Genomic DNA, 22,731 nt, shown 5'->3' on the forward strand with positions numbered 1-22,731 from the left:
AACTCCCAGGTCATCTCCGCAATATATCGGACGTGCACCGCATTCTCCCCAAAATAATTGGACGATGCCACAAAAAGTGGCATGTGCTCCGCGACGCTGCGCAGTGAAATATTCATCGTGCGTAAGGGGACTCAGGAATGGAGATCAATCTGTCAAGGATTCGGTACAGATTGCTCGGTTCTGTCGAAGTTCACGTCGCGGGACGTCGGGTCGAGACAGGAGGACCGAAGCGGCGTACCGTCCTGGCGGCCCTCCTCCTGCAGCCTGACATCGTCGTCCCCGACGACCGGCTCATCGACCTGGTCTGGGGCGAACATCCGCCGCGCAGTGCACGCCCCCAGCTCCAGGGCCACGTGCACGGGCTCCGCAAGGCCCTGGGCGCGGACACGATCATCCGGAGCGGCTGCGGCTACCGCATGGCCGTGGCGGCCGAAGCCACGGACAGCTGCGTGTTCGAGCGCCTCCTGGCACACGCGCGCTCCGAGCGCACCGCCGACCGTCTCGACGAGGCGGCCGGGGCCCTGCGCACCGCGCTGTCGCTGTGGACGGGCCCGGCGCTCGGCGGAGTCGAACCGGCGCTCGCCGCCCACGCCCGTCCCGTGCTGGAGGAGAGGCGCCTGCACGCCCTGGAGGAGCTGCACGGCGTCGAGATCGACCGCGGCCACGGAGAGCCGCCGCCGTCCCCGAACTGCGCGCCCTGTGCGCGGAGCACCCGCCCCACGAGCGCTTCACCGGCCTGCTCATGTCGGCCCTGCACGCCTGCGGGCGCACCGGAGAGGCGCTGGAGGTCTACGCGGCGCTGCGCGAGAGGTTCGCCGACGAGCTGGGCACCGACCCCAGCGCCTGGCTCCGGCAGCTCCACCTGGACATGCTCACGTCCGGTCGAGGCGACGAGCACGCACGCCGTCCGCGCGACGTCCGCCAGGTCCGTCGGCTCCGCCCCGCCGGGCTGCTCTGCGGGGTCGGCGGTCTCGTCGGGCGTTCGGCGGAGCTGGCCTCACTCGACCGGGCGCTGAGAGCCGACCTGGAGGCCGACCGCTCCCCCACGGTGTTCCTCCTCACGGGGGTCGCCGGTGTCGGTAAGACCGCGCTGGCCCTGCACTGGGGCCGCAGAGCCCGGAAGCACTTCCACGACGGCCAGCTCTACGTCGACCTGCGCGGGTCCGCCGCCGAGGGAGGGGCCACCCGCCCCGACGACGCGCTGCGACAACTCCTGCGCGGTCTGGGAGCGGCCTCCCACCGCCTGCCGACCGACACCGGCGAACTCGCCAAGATCTTCCGGTCGGTGACGGCCGACCAGCGACTGCTGTTCCTGTTCGACGACGCCGCCTCGTTCGAGCAGGTCGCTCCGCTGCTGCCCGGGGGCCGGGGCAGCGCGGTCCTGGTCACCAGCCGGCGCCCGCTGACCGGGCTGGTCGCCCTGTTCGGCGCCCGCCACCTCCCGCTCGACGTGCTGTCGGAGGAGTCCTCGGTGGAGTTGTTCCTGTCCGTCGCGGGGATACGGCCCCAGGCCTCGGAGCTCGCGCTGGTCACCCGGATCGCCGACCGCTGCGGGCGGCTGCCGCTGGCGCTGAGGCTGACCGCGGCCGCCCTCGCCCTCGGCGGCTCCCCCTTCGGCCGGTCCCGGAGCGGCCCCGGCACCGTCCCGGGGCCGTCGGCCGAGCGACCGGTCCTGGTCCCCTCGGACCCGGCCGCCGGGTGAACGGCCGGATACGGCCTCAGGCCAGCGCGCGCAGGGTCTCGGCGACCGGGGTGGTGGGGCGGCCGATCAGACGGGAGAGCTCGCCGGTGGTCATGGACAGCTCGCCGTCGCGGATGTTGGCGTCCAGGGCGGCCACGAAACGCGCGGTGCCCTCGTCCAGACCTGCACCGGTCAGGGCCGCCACGTGCTCCTCGGTGGTGAGGTCGCGGTAGAGGACCTCGCGCCCGAGCAGCTCCCCCAGGGTCGCGGCGAGCTCGGCGTGGGTCCACGCGGTGTCGCCGGAGAGCTCGTGAACGGCGCCGGCGTGCGCCTCGGGGGCGCGGAGCACGGCGGAGGCGGCCTCGGCGAAGTCCTGCCGCGAGGCGCTGGCGACCCGGCCCCCGCCCGCGCTTCCGGCGAAGGCGCCCGTCCCGCGGGCCTGGTCCAGCTGCTGCGCGAAGTTCTCGTTGTACCAGCCGTTGCGCAGGACCGTGTACGCCAGGCCCGAGGCGGTGAGGACCTCCTCGGTGGCCTTGTGCTCGGGGGCCAGGACCAGCGTGGTGTCGGTGGCCTTGAGGGCGCTGGTGTAGACGACGTGCCCGACACCGGCCGCCCTGGCGGCCTCGATCGCGTTGCGGTGCTGGTCCACCCGCTTGCCGACCTCGCTGCCGGAGACCAGCAGGAGGGTGTCGGCGCCCCCGAAGGCCTCCTTGAGCGAGGCGGGGTCCTCGAAGTCGGCGCGGGCGGTGCGCACCCCCCGGTCCGCGAGAGCGGTCAGCCGACCGGTGTCGCGCCCGGTGGCGGTGATCCGCTCGCCGGGGTGGCCCTTGGCCAGGAGGTCCTCCACGACGAGGCGACCGAGGTGGCCGGTGGCACCGGTGATGACGACGCTGCTCATGGGACTCCTTTCGTCCGGCCGGCTTCTCCGGCCGTGCGTGGGTGCCAACCATGCTGCTCACCGGCACATTCCGAAAGTCGTGTACCCACCTTTTGGTAAGTTGGTGCCATGAACTCCTCCTCCGGCTCCCGCACCGGCGCTCCGACCGGGGGCCAGGTGCTGTCCGCCGCCTGCCCCTCCCGCCGGCTGCTGGGCGACATCACCAGCAAGTGGGGGGTGCTCGTCCTCATCGCCCTGTCCAGGGGCCCGGCGCGCTGGAGCGGGCTGCTGCGGACGATCGGCGGGATCAGCGAGAAGATGCTCGCCCAGACCCTGCGCACCCTCGAGGAGGACGGCCTGGTCCTGCGCGAGGCCAGGCCGGTCGTCCCGCCGCACGTGGTCTACAGCCTCACCGAGGAGGGGCGGCAGGTCACCGGCCTGCTGGTACCGCTGGTGGAGTGGGTGCAGGACCACGCCGCCGACACGGAGCCGCTCCCCTGACGGAGCCCCTCCGCCCCTCGGGGCGCGCCCGGCGAGGAGTACCGCCGACCCGGCGGACCACCGCCACACGCGTCGGCGGTCACGCCGCGACCGTGTGTTCGCAGTAGTGGAGAGCGGCCGTCCTCAGCGTCTCGTACGCCTGGCGGTCCCCCGCTCCGGCCTCCGCCAGGGCCCTCCTCCCCAGACCGCTCACGACGGGGTCGTCCGCGGAGGCCAGACCGATGCCGCGCTCCACCTGCCACCGGTCGTCGCGGACAGGCGGCATCGCCGCACCCGCGGGGACCTCTCCCCGGCCGACTCCGCACGCCCGCTCCACGGAGAGCCGGGGGAGCTCGCCGTCATCGATCCGGCGCAGGGCATCGGCCGCGATCTCCCGGCGCTCCTGCGGTACGTGCGTGGAGAAGGTGTTGGGGGGCTCCGAGCAGAACACGACGAAGGGCAGCAGAAGGACGATCCCGCTGACGACGGCGGTGGGCCATGCCCGGCGGGGCCTGCGGACGGAACGGGGCCGCCGTCCCGCGCGCGACGCCGACCACGCCGCGGCGGCGGCCGCCGCGAAGCACAGCGGCACCGCGGACGCGAAGTAAGCGTAGGAGAACGTCATCGCCGTGGGAAGGAGAACGTTGCCTGTGGCCAGGTAGAACACGAGCACGAACACCAGGAGGAACAGGCTCGCGACGACCATGGTCATCACACCGGTCGCCCCCAGGACACGCCCGGAGCGGCCCCGCCCTCCGTCGTTTCCGCCGAGGCGCCGGCCCAGGAACACCGCCGCGGCCAGGGAGAACACGACCAGCACGACGAGGATGCCCCACACGGGCGGCCCGGGCTCAGTCCCGTACAGGGCGACCGCCGCGACCGTCGTGGCGGTGGAGGCCAGTACGACGACGGTTCCGGACGCGACCGGAAGCATCGGGTGCCATACATGTGTGGACAGACCTGTTCCGTCCGCCGCCGCGGTCTCGGAGCGTCCGCGTTTCAGGAACCGGAACCAGGCCAGTGCCGGACAGGCGCACGCCCATCCGACGGCCGCGAACACGCCCGCATCCGTGAGGAGGAAGAAGACCGGGCTCGCGAATGCCCATATTCGGCGCAGGCGTCCAAATTTCGGCATCGCTCGGACACTATCTCTGTTCCGTTCACGGTGGAGTGCGAAAAAGCGTGGTCAGGCAGTCGGAAGCAGCGTCCACGAAAAGACGTACTCAGTCCACCCGTACATTCGACGGCACCGGAGACCGGCCCATGGCACCAGAACCCCTGGATCACGCGGGGCGGGCCCGAGCTTGTCCCACGCGGACGACCGGACCTACCATCTGCGTACGAACGCAGGTGGCGGAGGACGCGGGCCCACCGGGGCCGCCGGAGGGGGCGGTCGCCGTGCCGCCCGGGGAGGCGCCCCGCCAGGGACGCGCTCCCTCGCGTCACCGGCCGCAGGCGGCAGGAGGGGAGCCGATGGATTCCGCGAGCGGACGCACCAGAGGCACAGCGCCGGAGGCCGGCTCCCCGAGCCCGCGCGTACGCGCCCGGTCGGGCAGGACGCCCGGCCCGAGCAGGGATGAGCTGGAGGCGGCCCGGGACAGGGTGGTCCCCGACGTCCTGGCCGAAGACCTCGACGTGCTCTTCTGCGGCATCAACCCCGGCCTGGCCTCGGGTGCCCTCGGGCACCACTTCGCCAACCCGGGCACGCGCTTTTGGCCCGCCCTGCACGGATCCGGCTTCACTCCGCGCAGGCTGCGGCCCGACGAGGAGGACGAACTCCTGTCGCTGGGCCTGGGGATCACCAACGTCGTCTCCCGGACCACGGCCCAGGCGAACGAGCTGAGCCGGGAGGAGACCGTGGAGGGCGGGCGGACGCTGCGGCGCAAGGTCCTGCTGTGGCGTCCCCGGTGGCTGGCGGTCCTGGGCGTCACCGCCTACCGGGACGCCTTCGGCGACCGCGGCGCGAAGGTGGGGCCCCAGGCCATGGAGATCGGGGGCACACGGGTGTGGCTGCTGCCCAACCCCAGCGGAAGGAACGCCCACTGGCAACTGGGGGCGCTCACCGAGGAGTTCGCGCACCTGCGGCGGGCCGCCGGGGTACCGGACCGCTCCGCCGCGAGGTGAGGGGCCCGGAGGGCTCGGACCGCGGTGGCGCCTCGGCGCTCGGCGCTCGTCAGTGGTGCCGGCGGCAGAGGCGGAGACCGCGGCCACCGCCGTCGGCGGCGGCCGCCGGTCGGGCCACGCCCTCCAGGACCGTCGGAGGACCGTCACCGGTCATGTGGTCTGCGCCCGCGGGCCCGATCCTCGCGGCCCAGCGTGCGGCGAGCCCGTCCAGTCCACCGGGAGCGGCGCCGGCGGGCGCGCCGGAGGCCCCTGACCTGCAGACGCGGCGCGGGGACCCGGTCCCTCGGAGACGGCGGCCCGCACCCGGGCACGCGTACCCCATATCGCCCCCGGGCGTCCCCGGCCTTGTCCTGTCCGCTCTCCCAGCTCTACTATCTGCGTATGAATGCAGATAGTAGAAAATGCGGGCTCGACGAGAACAGCCCCTACGTCGAGTACGCCGTGGAGATCCTGACCCTGCTGGCCGACGCCACCCGGGTCCGGATCATCCTGGCCCTGCGCGGGGGCGAGCTGTCCGTCAACGAGCTCGCCGGCCGCCTCGACAAACCCGGCCCCTCGGTCTCCCAGCACCTGGCCAAGCTCCGCATGGGCCGGGTGGTGGCGTGCCGCCGGGAGGGCAACCGGATGTACTACAGCCTGGCCAACGAGCACGCCCGCCAGCTGGTGGCCGACGCCGTCTACCAGGCCGAACACGCCCTGGACGTGGAACCCGCCCACCACCGCGCCAACGTCGCCCCGCCGGCCGGCCGGGACCGGGACGGTGACGTGTGACCGCCACCACCGCCCCGCAGGCCCCGCCCGAGCGCGCCCAGCCCTCTCCCCCGACCCTGCTCGCGACGGGGATGCGCCTCGGCGAGGTGCGCTGGGCCGCCGCCGCGCTGGTCCTGTTCCTGGCCGGATGGGCCGCCCAGCTCCTGGGCGCACCGGCCTGGCTGTGGTGGGGCCTGTACCTGGCCTGCTACGCCGCAGGAGGGTGGGAGCCCGCCCTGTCCGGACTGCGCGCCGCCCGGGAGCGGACCCTGGACGTGGACCTGCTGATGATCGTGGCCGCCGTCGCCGCCGCCTCCATCGGCCAGGTCTTCGACGGCGCCCTGCTCATCGTCATCTTCGCCACCTCCGGCGCGTTGGAGGCCGTGGTCACCCAGCGCACCGCCGACTCCGTCAGCGCCCTGCTCACCCTGGCCCCCGAACGGGCCGTGCGCCTGGCCCCCACCTCCGGCGGCGAGCGCGAGGAGGACGTCGACACCACCGAACTCCGGGTCGGCGACACGGTCCTGGTCCGGCCGGGCGAGCGCGTGGGCGCCGACGGCACCGTCGTCGAGGGCGTGAGCGAGGTGGACCAACAGGCCATCACCGGGGAGTCGGTCCCCGTGCCGCGCGGACCCGGCGACGAGGTGCTCTCGGGCACCATCAACGGCACCGGCGCGCTGCGGATCCGGGTCGGCCGGGCGGCGCGGGAGTCGGTGATCGCGCGCATCGTGGCCCTGGTCGAGGAGGCCTCGGCCACCAAGGCCAGGACCCAGCTGTTCATCGAGAAGGTCGAGCAGCGCTACTCGGCCGCCGTCGTCGCGACCACCCTCCTCGTCCTGGGCGTCCCCCTGCTGATGGGACAGGGCTTCGAGGAGGCGCTGCTGCGCGCGATCGTGTTCATGATCGTGGCCTCCCCGTGCGCGGTGGTGCTCTCCACCATGCCGCCGCTGCTGGCCGCGATCGCCAACGCCGGACGCCACGGTGTACTGGTCAAGTCCGCCACCGTCATGGAGCAGATCGGGCGGACCCGGGCGGTGGCCTTCGACAAGACCGGCACCCTCACCCGGGGCCTCCCGCGGGTGAGCGCGGTGGTCCCCGAACCCGGGCACGGCACCGAGGAGGTGCTCCTCCTGGCCGCGGCGGCCGAGCGCTACAGCGAGCACCCCCTCGCACGCGCCGTGCTGGCCGCGGCCGAGGAGCGGGGACTGGACGTGTCGGGGGCCCGGACGGAGGACTTCGCCTCGCTGCCCGGTCTCGGTGTCCGCGCCACCGTCGACGGACGGACGGTGCGGGTCGAACGGGCCGCCGCCGGCCCCGCGGACTCCGGCGGGCCGGCGGGCACCCGGGTCACCGTGACGGCGGACGGACAGGTGCTGGGCGGCATCACCCTGGCCGACGCCCCGAGGCCCGAGGCCGCCGGCGCCGTGGCCGCGGTGGACACCCTCACCCCCGAGCCGGTACGGCTGCTGACCGGCGACAACGCGGCCACCGCCGCGCACGTGGCCGCCGCCACCGGTATCTCGCGGGTGCACTCCGGTCTGCTCCCGCAGGACAAGTCCGCCCTGGTGCGGGACCTGGAGCAGGGGGGAACGCGGGTGCTGCTGGTCGGCGACGGCGTCAACGACGCCCCCGCCATGGCCGCGGCCACCACCGGGGTGGCCATGGGCCGGCGCGGCTCGGACCTGGCCCTGGACACCGCCGACGCCGTCATCGTCCGCGACGATCTGAGGACCCTGCCCCGGCTGATCGCGCTGTCGCGGCGCGCCCGCCGGTTCGTGGTCGCCAACCTGTGCGTCGCGGCGGTGTTCATCGTCGTCCTGGTCGCCTGGGACCTGGTCGCCACCCTGCCGCTGGCCCTGGCCGTCGCGGGGCACGAGGGCTCCACCGTGGTCGTCGCCCTCAACGGTCTGCGACTGCTGCGCACCCGCGCCTGGACGCGGTGATCCCGGGAACGCGCGCTCGGAGGCAGACTCCGGGGCCACGGACTCCGATCACGGCCTCGGAGCACGGGCCCGGAAGCCTCGGCGCCGGATCACCGGTCCGGCGCGTCGCGGCTCGGTCGGCACCGGCCCACCACGATAGGAACGGTGACCGGAAGGGAAGGAGCACAGAGGGGGCGCTTCCCGCGCCGTGCCGCCGAGAGCACGCCCGGGCCCGGCCGAGCGGGGCCCTCCCGGTCCCCGCGCACCGCGCGGAACACACCCTTTTCGGACAAGAGGCGAGGACATGGCTGAGGAACGAACACCCTCCCCCAAGGTCGTGGTGGGCGTCGACGGATCGGAGTCGGCCCGCGGCGCGCTGGAGTGGGCGGCCGCCGAGGCCGGGCACAGGGGGCTGCCGCTGTACGTCGTGCACGCCCTGTCCATGCCGCTGGTGATGTCGGTCTACACCACACCCACCCGCTTCCACCCCTCGCACGAGATCGCCGAGCAGGGCCGCCGTGTCCTGGAGGAGTCCGCGGAGCACGCGCGGGAGCTGCGGCCCGGGCTGAGGGTGGAGACGGAACTGGCCCTGGAGGACCCCTCGCAGGCGCTGCTGCTGCGCACCGGGCGGAGGGACACGGTGGTCGTGGGCTCGCGCGGGCTGGGCTCGGTGCGCTCGGCGCTGGCGGGCTCCTCCGGGATACGGCTGGCCTCCAGGGCGGAGTGCCCGGTGGTGGTCGTCCCCCGCCACCGCAGGCGCCCCGCCACGCCCCCGGGCCCGGAGCGGATCGTGGTCGGCGTGGACGGCTCGGTGGACTCCCGGCGCGCCCTGGACTTCGCGATGCACCGGGCCGCGACGCACGAGGGCTCCTCGGTCGTGGTGGTGCACAGCTGGAACGTCCCGCTGCCCTTCGACACCGAGTCCCTGGCCGCGTCGGGCTGGACCCCGCCCGACGACCTGCTGGAACGCCACTCCGAGGAACTGGTGTCCGGGGTCCTGGCCGAGGTCGTGGACGACGCCACCGAGGACGTGGACGTCAGCGCCGTGCGCACCCGGCACGGCCCGGTGCAGGCGCTGGTGGAGGCGGGCGCCGAGGCCGACCTGATCGTCATCGGCTCGCGGGGCATGGGCGGTCTCCGCGGCCTGGTGCTGGGCTCGGTCAGCCAGGGGGTCCTGCACGACGCCACGGTGCCCGTCGCGGTACTGCCAAGGCACGCGGAGGCGCACGGCTGAGTCCGGTGCGCCTCCGCGCGTTCGCGCCGTCCACCGTGGGCGGCCCGCTCCCGTACGGTCCCGGGCCGGGGCGCCGTGCCCGACGCGGCCGGTCCCCGGGGCACGGCGCCCCCGCCCCGTCGGCTGGAGGTACCCGGGCCCGGCCGCCGTCAGCCGCGGGAGGCGTTTCCCGGTGCGGGGGCGATCTCGGCGATGAGCCCCTCGACGCGCGTCCTGATCTCGTCGCGGATGGGCCGCACGGCCTCCACCCCCTGGCCCGCGGGGTCGGTCAGGGTCCAGTCGAGGTAGCGCTTGCCGGGGAAGACGGGGCAGGTGTCGCCGCAGCCCATGGTGACGCACACGTCGGAGGCCTCGACGGCCTCGGTGGTGAGGACCTTGGGGTGCTGGTCGGTGATGTCGATGCCGGCCTCGGCCATGGCCTCGACCACGGCGGGGTTGAGCGCGTCGGCGGGCGCGGACCCCGCGGAGCGGACCTCGACGCGGTCCCCCGCCAGGTGGGCGAGCCAGGCGGCGGCCATCTGTGAGCGGCCCGCGTTGTGGACGCACACGAACAGGACGGACGGCTTGTCGGTACTGGTCATGGTGCCTCTTCTTCCTCGGATGCGGTGGCGGTCGAAGCCACCGGCGGGGCCGGGGCCGGGGCCGGGGCGGCCTCCGGGGTCGTGGGTCCGCCGACGCGTGCGCCGGTCCCGCCACGGGTCCCGCGTGGAGCGTCGACCGGCACACCGCGGGGGACGGGGTGGACCGTTCACCTCGTATCAGCTGAAGGTGATGCGATAGTATCACCGCATGCTGATGTCAGTCGATTCTGATGTGATCAGGGCGGTGGCCGATCCGCTGCGGTTGCGGATCGTGACCCTGCTCGCCCGCGAGACCCTGTGTACGACGCACCTGATGAACGAGACCGGTGCGCGCCAGACCAACCTGTCCAACCACCTGCGGGTCCTGCGCGAGGCCGGGGTGGTGGAGACCGAGCCGTGCGGGCGTTTCACCTACTACCGGCTGCGCCCCGAGGCCCTGGAGTCGCTGTCCGGGGCACTCGCCGAACTGGCACGGACAGCCCGATCCACCGGCGCCCACGAGAACAGGAGGCCCTGCTGATGGCCGCCACCGACGAGACGACCGGAGCCGCCGACTCCTCCGTCGTGGCGAGGCTGTCCACGCTGGACCGGTTCCTGGCGGTGTGGATCCTGCTCGCCATGGCCGTCGGCCTGGGCCTGGGGCGCCTGGTCCCGGGCCTGGACGAGGCCCTGGCCGCCATGGAGGTCGGCGGGATCTCCCTGCCCATCGCCCTGGGCCTGCTGGTGATGATGTACCCCGTGCTGGCCAAGGTCCGCTACGACCGGCTGGACACCGTCACCCGCGACCGGCGGCTGCTCGTCTCCTCACTGGTGGTCAACTGGCTCGTGGGCCCGGCGGTGATGTTCGCGCTGGCCTGGATCTTCCTGGCCGACCTGCCCGAGTACCGCACCGGACTCATCATCGTCGGCCTGGCCCGGTGCATCGCCATGGTCATCATCTGGAACGACCTGGCCTGCGGGGACCGCGAGGCCGCCGCCGTGCTCGTGGCGCTCAACTCCGTCTTCCAGGTACTCGTGTTCGGGCTGCTGGGCTGGTTCTACCTGGACCTGCTGCCCGGGTGGCTGGGCCTGGACACCGGCGGCCTGGACGCCTCCCCCTGGCTGATCGCCCTCAACGTGGTGATCTTCCTCGGCATCCCGCTGGCCGCGGGCTTCCTCACCCGCACGCTCGGCGAGCGCCGCATGGGCCGCGAGCGCTACGAGGCCCGCTTCCTGCCCAGGATCGGCCCGTGGGCGCTGTACGGGCTGCTGTTCACCATCGTCCTGCTGTTCGCGCTGCAGGGCGGCACGATCACCAGCCAGCCCCTGGACGTGGCGCGTATCGCCGTCCCGCTGCTGGCCTACTTCGTGATCATGTGGTTTGGCACGTTCGCGTTCGGCAAGGCGATCGGGCTGGGCTACGACCGCACCGCCACGCTGGCCTTCACGGCCGCGGGCAACAACTTCGAGTTGGCCATCGCGGTGGCCATCGCCACCTTCGGGGTCACCTCGGGCCAGGCGCTGGCCGGGGTCGTGGGACCGCTCATCGAGGTGCCGGTGCTGGTGGGACTGGTGTACGTGTCCCTGGCCTGGCGCAGGAGGTTCACACCCGCACCGCGTTAGCGGCGGTGGTCGAGGCGGCCGGGGCCCGCACACGGTTCGGTGTGCGCGGGCCCCGGGGAACCGGGGCGGGGTGCGCGCACGCGGGTACACGACGACGGGGAGAGGCAAGAGCAGTGGGAACGAACGACGCGGAACACGTACACGACGTGGCGGTGGTCGGCGGCGGACAGGCCGGACTGGCCGCCGGGTACTTCCTGCGGCGGGCGGGTCTGGACTTCGTCGTCCTGGACGAGCGCACCGGCCCCGGCGGCTCCTGGAACGAGTACTGGGACTCGCTGCGGCTGTTCTCCCCCGCCGGGCACAGCATGCTCCCCGGCTGGTGGATGCCCGCCGAGGAGGGGCACGAGTATCCGAGCGCGCGGCACGTGGCCTGGTACCTGGCCGAGTACGAGCGCCGCTACGGCCTGCCCGTGCGCCGTCCGGTCCACGTGGAGCGGGTCGAGCGGGCGGACGGTGCTCTGCGGGTGTTCGCGCGGGAGGGGACGTGGCGGGCACGGTACGTCGTCAGCGCCACCGGGACCTGGCGCGCGCCCCACGTCCCGCGGGTCCCCGGCCGGGGGGAGTTCGCGGGCGAACAGCAGCACACCGTCGACTACCGGGGGCCGGAGGGGTTCGCCGGGCAGCGGGTGGTGGTCGTGGGCGGCGGCAACTCCGCGGCGCAGATCCTGGCCGAACTCTCCCAGGTCGCCGAGACCACCTGGGCCACTCTTCGCCCGCCCCGGTTCCTGCCCGACGACGTGGACGGCCGCGCCCTGTTCGACATCGCCACCCGGAGCCAGCGGGCCGCGAGGGCCGGTCAGCCGGTGGAGGGCGTCGGCGACCTGGGCGACATCGTGGTGGTGCCGAGCGTGCGCGAGGCCCGCGAGCGCGGCGCCCTCAAGGCCGAGCCGATGTTCGAACGGCTCACCCGCACCGGGGTGGCCTGGGCCGACGGCACCGCCCTGGAGTGCGACGCGGTCCTGTGGTGCACGGGTTTTCGCCCGGTCCTGGACCACCTCGCTCCCCTGGGCCTGGCGGACGACCGGGGCCGGATCGCCCTGGAGGGCACCCGGGCCGTGGCCGAACCCCGCCTGCACCTGCTGGGCTACGGCGACTGGACCGGGCCCGCCTCGGCCACCCTCATCGGCGCCGGGCGCACGGCCAAGGCCGCCGTCGCCGAGATCACCGGCGCCCTCGCGCGGGAGGGATAGGGCGCCGGGAACGCGGGACCGCTGGTTCGCCCGGGCGACGCGGGGCCCCTCCCCGCCAAGCCCTCGGGATGGGTGGATCAGCGTCCGGTTCAGGCCAGGATCCGCCGCAGCACGCGGCGCGCGTCCCGGCCGACCCCGCGCAGGGTGGCCGAGGAGAAGCTGCGCTGGAACTCCAGCCCCACGTAGCCCAGCCCCGGAACGGTGGTGGAGACCCCGCCCCTGTGCAGCGGACGCCCGCGCTCGTCCAGCGCCCCGGTGGGAGTGAGGTGGTCCAGGGCGGGCCGGTAGCCGGTGGCGAGCAGGAGGGTGTCCACCCTCTCCACCGTGCCGTCGGCCCAGATGACCTTGTCGCCCTCCAGGCGGACGAACATCTCCCGCCGGTCGGGGTTGCCCGAGGCGAACGCCGCCCGGTACCGGCCGTCGTCATTGACCAGGGTCGGCCCCCTCTCCCACACCCGTCGCAGCGGTGCGGCGTCCAGGCCGCCGCGCACGAACCACCAGTGGACGTCCCGCCCCAGGGGCCGCTGGTTCGCCCAGGCCACGGGCCGCCTGGTGGCCAGGCTGACCCGGGCCGCCCCGGCGAGTTCCGCGGTGATCTGCACCCCGGAGTTGCCTCCCCCGACCACCACGACGCGCCTGCCCCCGAAGGAGGCGGGGGAACGGTACTCGGCGGAGTGCAGCACGGTGCCGGTGAAGTCCTCCAACCCCGGCAGTGCCGGACGGTGCGGACGGGAGAAGCCGCCGGTGGCGGAGACCACCGCCGCGGCCCGCACCCGGAAGCCGTCGACGGTGGTGAGCAAGAAGCCTTCCTCGGAACGCTCGACCTCCTCCACCCTCCGGCCGCAGCGGATGTCGGCGTCCAGACGGCCGGCGTAGTCGCGCAGGTAGTCCGCGATCTCGTCACGCAGCGGGTAGCGGTCCGGATCGCCGGGCAGGGGCAGCCCGGGCAGGGCGGAGAAGCGCGCGGGGGAGAACAGCGTCAGACTGTCGTAGTAGTGCGGCCACGAGCCGCCCACGTGGTCGGCGGCCTCCAGCACCAGGGGGCTCACTCCACGGCGGTTGGCGGCGTGGGCCGTGGCCAGGCCGGCCTGCCCGGCTCCGACGACCACCAAGGGCGCGTGTTCCATGATCGGACTCCTCTCACTACGGGGAACGGGGGCCGTGCCGCCCCGGGCGGGGCGGCACGGTGGGGTGCGGCCGGGGTCAGGACGGGGCCGGACGCGGGCGGGGACCACTGGCCAGCGCGGTCGCCGCGCCCGCGGCCGCCAGGCCCCCCAGCACGGCGAACGCCGCCGGATAACCATCCAGGACCCCGGCCAGGGCCGCGCCGACCCAGGGGGCCAGGGCGACGGCCAGCATCAGTGGCAGGTGCATCAGGCCGCTGACCGCGGCGTAGTCGCCGGTGCCCCAGCGGTCGGCCACGGCGGTGGCCTTCAGCAGGGTGAGGACACCGCGCGCCATGCCCGCCAGCACCGCGACGGCCAGGAGCACCGCCCAGGGGCCGGGGACCAAGGCCAGGAGCAGGGTCGTGGCCGCGCAGGCGCCCAGCACGGCCACCGTCCGGGGAACGGGAGCCGACCTTCGCTCCAGGGGCGCGTAGACCAGGCGGCCCAGCACCTGTCCCACACCTCCCAGGCCCAGCGCCCAGGCCGCCGTCGCGGCGTCCGTCCCCCGGGCCGCCAGGAGGGGGACCAGGTTGACCACGACCGCGTACACGGTCAGCGACCCCAGGGCCAAAGACGCGGTCAGCGCCCAGAAGGCCCTGCTGCGGGCCACGGCCCGCACCGTCGCCCCCGGCGCGCCGGAACCCCCGTGCGCGACCGGCGTGCTCCAGGCCGAGGGCAGGGCGAAGGCGTGCAGCGGGACCACCACCAGGGCCAGCACGGCCGCGAGCACCAGATAGGCGCCGCGCCACCCCCACGCCTGCTCCAGAGCAGCGGTGAGCGGGGCGAAGATGGTGCTGGCCAGCCCGGCGGCCAGGGTCAGCGCGGTCAGCGCCCGTACCCGCCCCTGCTCGTACCAGTGAGTCAGGGCGGCGAAGGCGGGCGGGTAGAACAGCCCGGACATCGCCGCCCCGGCCGCCAGCCAGGCCGCGCCGAAGAGCCACAGGTCCCCTGCCGACGCCAGTACCGTCAGTGACGGGACCGCCACCAGGGCGGCGGCCGTCATGACCGGGCGGGGACCGCGGCGGTGCAGCCACCGCCCCACCGCGACCGAGCCCAGGCCGGCCACGACCTGGGAGGCCGAGAACAGCGCGGTGACCGTGGTCAGGGTCCAGCCGGTGTCGGCGGCGATGGCCGGGGACAGGACCGGAAAGGCGTAGAACAGCACTCCGTAACTGGTGGTGACGGTGACGCACAGGGCCACCAGCCCCCGGTGCGCCCGCGCGGCGGTCAGAACCCGCGCGGGCGCACCGAGGGCGTCGGAGATCACGCCTGTCACGCCACCGGGGCCGGCCGGCCCAGGTCGACCGTCTGCGGGACGGGGCCGCAACAGCCGCCCTGCGCCTGCGCCTCCTCGGGGGTGTCGGCCTCGTCGAACAGGCCCGCGCCGCCGCACACCCCCGTCTCGGGCAGGGTCAGCTCCACCCGGGCCGCGCCCTCCCGGTCGCCGGCCAGGTGGGCGGCGATGCTGCGCACCTGCTCGTACCCGGTCAGGGCGAGGAAGGTGGGGGCGCGCCCGTAGGACTTCATCCCCGCCAGGAAGAACCCCTCCTCGGGGTGGGCCAGCTCCCGGGCTCCGTGGGGGTAGACGGTGCCGCAGGAGTGCACGTTGGGGTCGATGAGCGGCGCCAGCCCCACCGGTGCCTGCAGCGTGGTGTCCAGCTCCAGGCGGATCTCCGACAGCGGGGCCAGGTCGGGGCGGAACCCGGTCAGCACCACGGCCTCCTCCACCGGTTCCAGCTCGCGTCCGCCCTCGTCCGCCAGCACCAGGCGCCCGTCCCGCGCCGCTCGGACCTCGGCGGTGCGAAACCCCGTGACCACCCGGATGTGCCCGGCCTCCACGGCCTTCCTCGCGCGCTGCCCCAGGGCGCCGCGCGCGGCGAGCTGGTCGGCCGCTCCCCCGCCGAAGGCGTCGCCGACCTCCCCGCGCCGCAGCACCCACACGGCGCGGGTACCGGGCTCCTCCTCGGCCAGCGCGGCCAGGGCGACCAGGGCGGTCAGCGCCGAGTGGCCCCGGCCCACGACCGCCGTGGTGCGGCCCGCGTGGCGGGCGCGCGCCGCGGGGCCGGCCAGGTCGGGAACGCGGTAGGACAGGTGCGCGGCCGCGGCCGCCTCGCCCAGCGCGGGCAGGCCGTCGCCGCCCGCCGGGTTGGGCGAGCCCCAGGTTCCGGAGGCGTCCACGACCGCGCGGGCCAGGATCCGCTCCTCACCGCGGTCGGTGCGCACCCGCACGGTGAAGGGCTGCTCCTGCCGTCCGGCGTCGACCACACGGTCCCGGCCCAGGCGGCTGACGCCGGTGACCTCGACGCCGAAGCGCACCCGCTCCCCCAGGGCCCCGGCGAGCGGGGCCAGGTAGGCCTCGGCCCACTCCCGGCCGGTCGGATAGCCCTCGTCGGCGGGGCGCCGCCAGCCGGTGGCGGTGAGCAGCCTCTCCGCGGCGGGGTCGATCAGGTCGCGCCACATGGAGAACAGGCGCACGTGCCCCCATTCGCGCACCGCCGCTCCGGCGCTCCCACCCTTCTCCAGGACCAGGACGGGCAGCTCGCGCTCGGCCAGCTCCGCCGCCGCGGCGAGCCCCACCGGGCCTGCGCCGATCACCACGACCGGACGTTCCTCGACCATGACACACCCTTTCATCGACTGGTGTCTATGGATCAGAACCATATAGACACCGATCGATGAAAGCAACATCGACTTCCATCGATATAGATCATCGCCGATAATGGGGGCATGACCGTGACGAGCTCCGCACCAGTGCCCGCGCCCGAGACGCTCCCCGCCCAGGACGCCGAGACCTACGCGGCGTGGTTCGCCTGCCTGGCCGAGCCGATGCGCGTGCGCCTGCTGCACACCGTGGCCGCCTACCCGGGATCGATCAGCGTGGGCGAACTCGCCCGCGCGGTGGGCATCCGCCAGCCGACCGCCTCCCACCACCTGCGCAAACTCGCCGAGGTCGGCTTCGTGACCCTGACCAGGGTGGGCACCTCCACACGCGTGGCCGTCAACCCGATGTGCTGCACCGGCCTGCCGCACGCCGCCGACGCCGTCATGGGCATGCTCAACGCCCGCCCCTGCTGCCCCACCGACCTGCCCGCCGACGTCACCACCCGGGCCATGGCCGAGACCGACCTGGAACGGGTGCGCGACATCTACGCCCAGGGCCTCGCCACCGGCCACGCCACCTTCGAGACCGAGGTGCCCGAGGCCGGCGCCCTGCTCGCCGCGTGGCTTCCCGGGCACCGGTGGGTCGCCGAACACGACGGCCGGGTCGTGGGGTGGGCCGCCGCCTCGCCCGTCTCCGCCCGCGAGGCCTACTCCGGGGTCGCCGAGACCTCCGTCCACGTCGCCGAGGACGCGCGCGGCCGGGGCGTGGGCAAGGCGCTGCTGTACCGGCAGGTCACCGAGGCCGACACCCGGGGGCTGTGGACCCTGCAGACCTCGGTCTTCCCCGAGAACCGCGCCGCTCTGGCCCTGCACCACCAGGCCGGTTTCCGCACCGTCGGCATGCGCGAGCGCGTCGCCCGGCACCACGGCGTCTGGCGGGACACGGTCCTGCTGGAGCGGCGGCGCCCGGAGGGGGAGGAGTACTCCGCCGACCCCGCGGCCTGCGTCTGCGCTCCCGGGGAGGCCCCGCGCCCCTGACCCGGAGGGCGGCCGTCCCGCCAGGCCCCCGGCCGCGGGAGCAGGCGGGCCGCCCGCCTGACCGGCCCCGCCGAGGCGGTGGCCCCTCAGCCCACGATCGGCCGCTCCTGGGGCAGCTCGTAGACGCGGGCACGGCGGCGCAGCGCCAGGGCGGAGGCCAGCGTGATGGGCCCGATCCTGCCCACGAACATCAAGAAGACGATGACCAGCTCACCCGTGAGCGGCAGGTCGCCGGTGATACCGGTGGACAGGCCCACCGTGCCGAAGGCCGACGTCGCCTCGAACAGGACCTGGTCCAGCGTGAACGGGGTGACGGTCATCAGCGCCAGCGTCGCCGCCAGGACCAGTCCCAGCGCCAGCAGCACCACCGTGGTCGCCTGGGAGGCGGTGCCCTCGGTCAGCCGGCGGCCCGCCATGTGCACCGTCGGCTCCCCGCGCACGTTGGCGCGGACCACGAAGGCCAGCACCGCGAAGGTGGTCACCTTGATGCCCCCGGCCGTGCCCGCGCTGCCGCCGCCGACGAACATCAGGAGGTCGGTGATCAGCAGCGTCTGGGTGTTCATCGCCCCGAAGTCGAGGCTGTTGAAACCCGCCGTGCGCGGCATCACCGCCTGGAAGAAGGCGGTGAGGAGCTTGCCGCGCAGGTCCAGGCCGCCCATGGTCGCCGGGTTGGCCCACTCCAGCGCGAGGAAGGCGGCGAAGGCGACCACCAGCAGGATCCCGGTCATCGCCAGGGTGATCCTGGCGTGCACCGACCAGTGGCGGTGCTCCCCGCGGCGCCGGGTGAGGCGCCACAGCTCCACCCACATGGGGAACCCGAGCCCTCCGGCGATCACCGCCAGGGCGATGGGCACCGTGATCCACGGATCCTCGGCGAAGCCCGTCATGCTGTCGGAGTACAGGGAGAACCCGGCGTTGTTGAAGGCCGAGACCGCGTGGAAGACCCCGGTGTGGACGGCCTCGCCGAACGGCAGGTCATAGCCCAGCCACCAGCGCAGCGTCAGCACGAGCGCCAGGACCGCCTCGAAGACCACCGTCACCGCGAGGATGCCCGTGACCACCTGGCGCACCTCGCCCAGGGTGACCACCTTGGTCTCCGACCCGGTGCGCAGCGCCATCCGCAGCCCCAGCTGCCGTCCCACGACCAGGGTCAGCACGGTCGCCAGGGCCATGATGCCGAACCCGCCGACCTGGATCAGGGCCAGGACCACCGCCTCGCCGAAGGCCGACCAGTAGGCTGCGGTGTCCACCACCACCAGCCCGGTCACACTGGCCGCCGAGGCGGCGGTGAACAGCGCGGTGGAGAAGGGCGCCCGCTCCCCGCCGTCCGTGGCCGGGGGCAGTGACAGCAGTACCGCGCCGACCAGGACCAGCGCGCCGAAGGCCGCCACCGTCAGCTGGGGCGGCTGGGCCCACCCGGCCAGGCCGCGCGTCCTCCGGCCGGCGGCGTTGACCCCGACCAGGGCCCGTGAGGCACGCGAGGCCGCGGAGGGCTTGCGGGTACCCGTGCTCACGCCCCGCCGGTCCGACCGCCGGAGTCCGCCGGCCCGTTCGCCCCGCCCGGCCGGAACCGGTAGCCCAGCCCGGGCTCGGTGAGGAAGTAGCGCGGGCGCGGCGGGTCCGGCTCCAGGCGCTGGCGGATCTTGGTCATGAACACCCGCAGGTAGTTGGTCTCGCGCCCGTAGGAGGGTCCCCACACCTCGTTGAGCAGGTGCTTGTGGGTCACCAGGCGGTCGGGGTTGCGCGCCAGGACCTCCACGATGTGCCACTGCCGCGGCGTCAACCGCACCGGGGCACCGTCCTTGACGACCTGTTTGGCGGCCAGGTCGATCGTGAAGTCCGCGGTGGCCACCGGCTCCTCGTAGTCGGGCGCCGCGGAGCGGCGCATGGCCGCGCGCACCCGGGCGAACAGCTCGTCCATGCCGAAGGGCTTGATCACGTAGTCGTCCGCGCCCATGTCCAGCGCCTCGACCTTCATCGCCTCGGTGTCGCGCCCCGAGAGCACGACCACCGGCACGTCCGTCCACCCGCGCAGCCCCCGCAGGACCTCCAGGCCGTCCATCCCGGGCAGTCCCAGGTCGAGCAGGAGCAGGTCGGGGCGGTGGCGGGCGACGATCCTGAGCGCGCGCTCCCCGGTGTCGGCCAGGTAGGCGGTGTAGCCGCGGGCGCGCAGGTTCACCTCCAGCGTCCTGAGGATGAGGGGGTCGTCGTCCACGACCAGGACCGCGGGCGCCCCGCCGCCCGCGTCCGCGCCGGTCTCCGTGTCCATGCTGGTCCGTCCTGCCCGTCCGGGTTCCCCGGCCCCGGATGGGGCCTGTTCACGATGGTAGGAGCGCCGCGGCCGGGCCTTTCCGGCGGTGCGTGCGCCGGATCGACTCTGCGCGGGCGCGCCACGCGCGGACAAGTGCGATAACGCTCCCTTAGCACCGGCGGGGCGGGAATTAGCGCCCCTTTAGCAGACGAATGTCCGAAACCGTCCCCGTGGCCGGGGAGGATGGGGCGGGAAGGAGGTACACGATGACACGCGGCCACCTGCGCGTCTACCTGGGCGCGGCACCCGGCGTGGGCAAGACCTACCGGATGCTGGACGAGGCCCACAGGCGCCGCGACCGCGGCGCCGACGTGGTGATCGGTTTCGTGGAGAGCCACGGCAGGACACTGACGCAGGCCATGGTCGACGACCTGGAGGTCGTCCCGCCCGCGGTGCTCACCCACCGGGGGGAGCGGTTCGAGGAGATGGACCTGGACGCGGTGCTCGCCCGCCGCCCGCAGGTCGTGCTCGTGGACGAGCTCGCGCACAGCAACGCCCCGGGGGCGCGCAACGCCAGGCGCTGGCAGGACATCGAGGTCCTGCTGGAGGCGGGCGTCACGGTGCTGTCGACGCTCAACGTCCAGCACCTGGAGTCGCTCAACGACGTCATCGAGCAGATCACCGGGGTCCGCCAGAGCGAGACCGTGCCCGACGCCTGGGTGCGCGAGGCCGACCAGATCGAACTCGTGGACATGACCCCCGAGGCGCTGCGGCGCCGGCTGGCGCACGGCAACGTCTACGGCCTGGACAGGGTCGACGCCGCGCTGGGCCGGCACTTCCGGATCGGTACGCTGACCGCCCTGCGCGAGCTGGCGCTGCTGTGGCTGGCCGGACGCGTGGACGACGAACTGGAGCGGTACCGCACCGAGCACGCCGCGGCCTCGGACTGGCACCCGCGCGAGCGCGTGGTCGTGGCCCTGACCGGCGGCCCCGGCGGGGAGGCGCTCATCCGCAGGGCCGCCCGCATCGCGGGCCGCAGCAGGGGCGCCGACCTGATGGCCGTGCACGTGTCCCTGGGAGACGGCCCGGTGGGCGCCGACCCCGCCCTGCTCGCCCGGCAGAGGATGCTCGTGGAGGACCTGGGCGGCACCTACCACCAGGTCCTGGGCGAGGACGTGCCCAGCGCGCTGATCGCCTTCGCCCGGGGGGTCAACGCCACCCAGCTGGTGGTGGGCGCGAGCAGGCGCGGCAGGCTCGCCAACCTGCTGCGGCCGGGGGTGGGGGTGACCACCACGGCCGTGTCGGGGCCGATCGACGTCCACCTGGTCACCCACGAGGAGGCGAACAGGCGGCCGCGCCGGCCCGGGCCGGGAGCGGTCTCGCGGCGCCGCCGGACCGCGGGGTACGCACTGGTGGCCGCGGCCCTGGCGCTGCTGGCGTTCGGAACCGGCGTGCCCCGGGGCGAGGACTACCTCAGCAACGGGATCCTCCTGGTCTTCGCGACGGTGACGGTGGCGGCGCTGGTCGGGGGGCTGTGGCCCGCGCTGGCGGCGGCCTTCGGCGGGTTCGTGCTGCTGAACCTCCTCTTCACCGAGCCCTACCAGACCCTGCTGGTGAGCCATCCGCGCAACGTGCTCGCCCTGGTGGTGTTCGTGGTCGTGGCGGTGGCGGTGAGCGTCGTGGTCGACCATGCGGCGCGGCGCACCCGGGAGGCGGCCCAGGCCAGCGCCGAGGCCCAGACGCTGGCCACCATGGCCGGAAGCGTGCTGCGCGGTTCGCGCCCCCTGGAGGCCCTGCTGGAGCGGTTGCGCGAGACCTTCTCCCTGGAGTCGGTGGCCCTGCTCGAACGCAGGCCCGGCACCTCCGCGCGCCCCGACAGCCGCCAGGACCCCGGGACCTGGGAGGTGGTCGCCTCCGTCGGGGACCGGCCGTGCGAGGCCCCCGGCGAGAGCGACGCGGACGTTCCCGTGGACGAGTCGCTGACCCTGGTGCTGCACGGGCACCGGCCCCGCGCGGGCGACCGGCGCATCATCGAGGCGTTCGCCGCCCAGGCCGCCCTCGCCCTGCGCCAGGAGAGGCTGGCCAGGGAGGCGGCCACGGCCGGGCCGCTGGCGGAGGCCGACCGGATGCGCACCGCGCTGCTCGCCGCGGTCAGCCACGACCTGAGGGCGCCCCTGGCCTCGGCCAAGGCGTCGGTGACCAGCCTGCGCAGCCGGGAGGTGCGCTTCAGCGAGGAGGTCCAGGCCGAACTGCTGGCCACGGCGGACGAGTCCCTGGACCGGTTGTCCCGCCTGGTGACGGACCTGCTGGACATGAGCCGCCTGCAGGCGGGCGTGCTGGGTGTGACGGTCACGGACCTGTCGCTGAGGGAGTCGGTGTTCTCGGCCCTGGACGAGCTCGGAGAGCAGGGGGACGCGGTACGGGTCCGGGCTCCCGGGGGGCTGCCCCCGGTCGTGGCCGACCCCGGCCTGCTGGAGCGGGTGCTGGCGAACGTGCTGGGCAACGCGCTGCGCTTCAGCCCGCCCGGCCGGCCTCCGACGGTCACCGCGTCCTGGACGGGCGACCAGGTGGAGCTGCTCGTCGCCGACCACGGTCCCGGCGTCCCCGAACAGGAGCGCGAGCGCATGTTCGTCCCCTTCCAAAGGCTCGGGGACACCGACAACGAGAGCGGCCTGGGCCTGGGGCTGGCGCTCTCACGCGGGCTGATGGAGGCCATGGGCGGCTCGCTGCGGCCGGAGACGACCCCGGGAGGCGGGCTGACCCTGCGCCTGGCCCTGCCCGTGGCGCAGGCCCCCTCCCGGTGACGGCCCTGGGGCGGCGTCCCCGCGTCCGGGGAGCGGCACGGCCCCGCCCGGCCGGACGGGGCCGCCCTCAGGCGGGCAGGTCGCGGCGGCGCCGCGCCCACACCCCCGCGGCCGTGAGCGCGGCGGCCAGGGCCGCGAGCAGCGCATGGGCAGCCGGGACCGACCGGTAGTAGGGATTGACCTGGGCGAAGGGCGAGACCAGCAGGAACAGCGCCTCCGGCACCAGCCCGGCCTTGACCGCGACCTCGGTCAGGATCCCCACGGCGAGCACCGTCCAGCCCACCGCCGCGCACAGGCGCGGAACCGCCCCGTGGGCCAGGACGGTGGCGCCCACGACCACCCACACGGCCGGGGCCGAGGACGGGGTCAGCGCGGTGAACCGTACATGTAGCACTCATTGCGGGCAGGCTTCACCCCACTCTTGCGAACA

20 protein-coding genes and 1 pseudogene are annotated in these 22,731 nt (G+C 74.4%); 12 read left to right on the top strand and 9 right to left on the bottom strand.

Features of this window, described 5'->3' with window-relative positions:
• Window positions 1-137: 137 nt before the first annotated feature.
• Window positions 138-602, top strand: a pseudogene (locus tag A6A08_RS28685) (BTAD domain-containing putative transcriptional regulator); the annotation flags it as partial.
• Window positions 542-1,702, top strand: a complete 1,161-nt coding sequence (locus tag A6A08_RS28690; RefSeq protein ID WP_073702054.1) for a BTAD domain-containing putative transcriptional regulator — start codon at window positions 542-544, stop codon at window positions 1,700-1,702. The pseudogene A6A08_RS28685 and the gene A6A08_RS28690, both read left to right, overlap by 61 nt.
• Before the next feature lie 16 nt (window positions 1,703-1,718).
• On the opposite strand, the gene A6A08_RS08840 is transcribed toward A6A08_RS28690, so the two are convergent.
• A complete protein-coding gene (locus A6A08_RS08840) occupies window positions 1,719-2,579 on the bottom strand; it encodes an SDR family oxidoreductase (protein ID WP_073702055.1) in 861 nt (286 codons plus the stop codon).
• A gap of 108 nt (window positions 2,580-2,687) precedes the next feature.
• On the opposite strand from A6A08_RS08840, the gene A6A08_RS08845 reads away from it, so the two are divergent.
• Entirely contained in the window at window positions 2,688-3,059 is a 372-nt protein-coding gene (locus A6A08_RS08845; RefSeq protein WP_073702056.1) for a helix-turn-helix domain-containing protein, read from the top strand.
• A gap of 79 nt (window positions 3,060-3,138) precedes the next feature.
• On the opposite strand, the gene A6A08_RS08850 is transcribed toward A6A08_RS08845, so the two are convergent.
• On the bottom strand, window positions 3,139-3,972 hold the full coding sequence (locus tag A6A08_RS08850) for a hypothetical protein (RefSeq protein WP_073702057.1): 834 nt from the start codon (window positions 3,970-3,972) through the stop codon (window positions 3,139-3,141).
• Window positions 3,973-4,619: 647 nt separating this feature from the next.
• On the opposite strand from A6A08_RS08850, the gene mug reads away from it, so the two are divergent.
• The 4 genes from mug to A6A08_RS08870 all read left to right on the top strand — a co-directional run bounded on the left by mug (window position 4,620) and on the right by A6A08_RS08870 (window position 9,068).
• Entirely contained in the window at window positions 4,620-5,162 is a 543-nt protein-coding gene (gene mug / locus A6A08_RS08855) for a G/U mismatch-specific DNA glycosylase (protein ID WP_073702136.1), read from the top strand.
• Window positions 5,163-5,543: 381 nt separating this feature from the next.
• A complete protein-coding gene (locus tag A6A08_RS08860; protein WP_073702058.1) occupies window positions 5,544-5,933 on the top strand; it encodes a metalloregulator ArsR/SmtB family transcription factor in 390 nt (129 codons plus the stop codon).
• Window positions 5,930-7,855 carry a heavy metal translocating P-type ATPase gene (locus A6A08_RS08865; protein ID WP_073702059.1) on the top strand — a complete coding sequence of 642 codons (1,926 nt, stop codon included), beginning with the start codon at window positions 5,930-5,932 and terminating at the stop codon, window positions 7,853-7,855. Before A6A08_RS08860 ends, A6A08_RS08865 begins: the two co-directional genes overlap by 4 nt.
• Window positions 7,856-8,138: 283 nt before the next feature.
• Window positions 8,139-9,068, top strand: a complete 930-nt coding sequence (locus A6A08_RS08870) for a universal stress protein (protein WP_073702060.1) — start codon at window positions 8,139-8,141, stop codon at window positions 9,066-9,068.
• A 149-nt stretch (window positions 9,069-9,217) separates the two neighbouring features.
• On the opposite strand, the gene A6A08_RS08875 is transcribed toward A6A08_RS08870, so the two are convergent.
• Window positions 9,218-9,649: an arsenate reductase ArsC gene (locus tag A6A08_RS08875; protein WP_073702061.1), complete on the bottom strand. Its 432-nt coding sequence runs from the start codon at window positions 9,647-9,649 to the stop codon at window positions 9,218-9,220.
• Between the two features lie 208 nt (window positions 9,650-9,857).
• Between A6A08_RS08875 and A6A08_RS08880 the strand changes: the two genes are divergently transcribed.
• From A6A08_RS08880 to A6A08_RS08890, 3 genes are all read left to right on the top strand, one after another.
• Entirely contained in the window at window positions 9,858-10,169 is a 312-nt protein-coding gene (locus A6A08_RS08880; RefSeq protein WP_073702062.1) for a helix-turn-helix transcriptional regulator, read from the top strand.
• Window positions 10,169-11,251, top strand: a complete 1,083-nt coding sequence (gene arsB, locus A6A08_RS08885; RefSeq protein ID WP_073702063.1) for an ACR3 family arsenite efflux transporter — start codon at window positions 10,169-10,171, stop codon at window positions 11,249-11,251. Before A6A08_RS08880 ends, arsB begins: the two co-directional genes overlap by 1 nt.
• A gap of 113 nt (window positions 11,252-11,364) precedes the next feature.
• Entirely contained in the window at window positions 11,365-12,441 is a 1,077-nt protein-coding gene (locus tag A6A08_RS08890) for an ArsO family NAD(P)H-dependent flavin-containing monooxygenase (RefSeq protein ID WP_073702064.1), read from the top strand.
• Between the two features lie 89 nt (window positions 12,442-12,530).
• Here A6A08_RS08890 and A6A08_RS08895 read toward each other — a convergent pair whose 3' ends face one another.
• From A6A08_RS08895 to A6A08_RS08905, 3 genes are all read right to left on the bottom strand, one after another.
• On the bottom strand, window positions 12,531-13,568 hold the full coding sequence (locus A6A08_RS08895) for an NAD(P)/FAD-dependent oxidoreductase (RefSeq protein ID WP_073702065.1): 1,038 nt from the start codon (window positions 13,566-13,568) through the stop codon (window positions 12,531-12,533).
• Between the two features lie 76 nt (window positions 13,569-13,644).
• Entirely contained in the window at window positions 13,645-14,874 is a 1,230-nt protein-coding gene (locus tag A6A08_RS08900) for an MFS transporter (RefSeq protein ID WP_073702066.1), read from the bottom strand.
• 5 nt (window positions 14,875-14,879) lie between these two features.
• Window positions 14,880-16,226 (bottom strand): FAD-dependent oxidoreductase, encoded by a 1,347-nt coding sequence (locus A6A08_RS08905; protein WP_073702067.1) that lies wholly within the window; start codon window positions 16,224-16,226, stop codon window positions 14,880-14,882.
• A 108-nt stretch (window positions 16,227-16,334) separates the two neighbouring features.
• Here A6A08_RS08905 and A6A08_RS08910 point away from each other — a divergent pair, with 108 nt between their 5' ends.
• On the top strand, window positions 16,335-17,246 hold the full coding sequence (locus A6A08_RS08910) for a metalloregulator ArsR/SmtB family transcription factor (protein WP_073702068.1): 912 nt from the start codon (window positions 16,335-16,337) through the stop codon (window positions 17,244-17,246).
• Between the two features lie 86 nt (window positions 17,247-17,332).
• On the opposite strand, the gene A6A08_RS08915 is transcribed toward A6A08_RS08910, so the two are convergent.
• Together A6A08_RS08915 and A6A08_RS08920 are read right to left on the bottom strand one after the other, a co-directional pair.
• The gene (locus A6A08_RS08915) at window positions 17,333-18,637 is read right to left on the bottom strand and encodes a potassium transporter TrkG (protein ID WP_073702137.1); all 1,305 of its coding nucleotides are present in this window, start codon (window positions 18,635-18,637) and stop codon (window positions 17,333-17,335) included.
• 119 nt (window positions 18,638-18,756) lie between these two features.
• Window positions 18,757-19,515, bottom strand: coding sequence for a response regulator (locus A6A08_RS08920; RefSeq protein WP_073702069.1), 759 nt, complete (start codon window positions 19,513-19,515; stop codon window positions 18,757-18,759).
• 248 nt (window positions 19,516-19,763) lie between these two features.
• Here A6A08_RS08920 and A6A08_RS08925 point away from each other — a divergent pair, with 248 nt between their 5' ends.
• Complete coding sequence (locus tag A6A08_RS08925; RefSeq protein ID WP_073702070.1) at window positions 19,764-22,301, top strand: ATP-binding protein; 2,538 nt, start codon at window positions 19,764-19,766, stop codon at window positions 22,299-22,301.
• 67 nt (window positions 22,302-22,368) lie between these two features.
• On the opposite strand, the gene A6A08_RS08930 is transcribed toward A6A08_RS08925, so the two are convergent.
• Window positions 22,369-22,695, bottom strand: a complete 327-nt coding sequence (locus tag A6A08_RS08930; protein ID WP_242422196.1) for a hypothetical protein — start codon at window positions 22,693-22,695, stop codon at window positions 22,369-22,371.
• Window positions 22,696-22,731 lie beyond the last annotated feature (36 nt).

Source organism: Nocardiopsis sp. TSRI0078 (assembly GCF_001905145.1).
In the GTDB taxonomy this organism is placed as follows: Bacteria; Actinomycetota; Actinomycetes; order Streptosporangiales; family Streptosporangiaceae; genus Nocardiopsis.

Coding starts and splice junctions, on each gene's coding strand:
- A6A08_RS08840 (WP_073702055.1), bottom strand. CDS start 2,579: ATGAGCAGCGTCGTCATCACCGGTGCCACCGGCCACCTCGGTCGCCTC.
- A6A08_RS08845 (WP_073702056.1), top strand. CDS start 2,688: ATGAACTCCTCCTCCGGCTCCCGCACCGGCGCTCCGACCGGGGGCCAG.
- A6A08_RS08850 (WP_073702057.1), bottom strand. CDS start 3,972: ATGCTTCCGGTCGCGTCCGGAACCGTCGTCGTACTGGCCTCCACCGCC.
- A6A08_RS08860 (WP_073702058.1), top strand. CDS start 5,544: ATGAATGCAGATAGTAGAAAATGCGGGCTCGACGAGAACAGCCCCTAC.
- A6A08_RS08870 (WP_073702060.1), top strand. CDS start 8,139: ATGGCTGAGGAACGAACACCCTCCCCCAAGGTCGTGGTGGGCGTCGAC.
- A6A08_RS08875 (WP_073702061.1), bottom strand. CDS start 9,649: ATGACCAGTACCGACAAGCCGTCCGTCCTGTTCGTGTGCGTCCACAAC.
- A6A08_RS08880 (WP_073702062.1), top strand. CDS start 9,858: ATGCTGATGTCAGTCGATTCTGATGTGATCAGGGCGGTGGCCGATCCG.
- arsB (WP_073702063.1), top strand. CDS start 10,169: ATGGCCGCCACCGACGAGACGACCGGAGCCGCCGACTCCTCCGTCGTG.
- A6A08_RS08895 (WP_073702065.1), bottom strand. CDS start 13,568: ATGGAACACGCGCCCTTGGTGGTCGTCGGAGCCGGGCAGGCCGGCCTG.
- A6A08_RS08905 (WP_073702067.1), bottom strand. CDS start 16,226: ATGGTCGAGGAACGTCCGGTCGTGGTGATCGGCGCAGGCCCGGTGGGG.
- A6A08_RS08910 (WP_073702068.1), top strand. CDS start 16,335: ATGACCGTGACGAGCTCCGCACCAGTGCCCGCGCCCGAGACGCTCCCC.
- A6A08_RS08920 (WP_073702069.1), bottom strand. CDS start 19,515: ATGGACACGGAGACCGGCGCGGACGCGGGCGGCGGGGCGCCCGCGGTC.
- A6A08_RS08925 (WP_073702070.1), top strand. CDS start 19,764: ATGACACGCGGCCACCTGCGCGTCTACCTGGGCGCGGCACCCGGCGTG.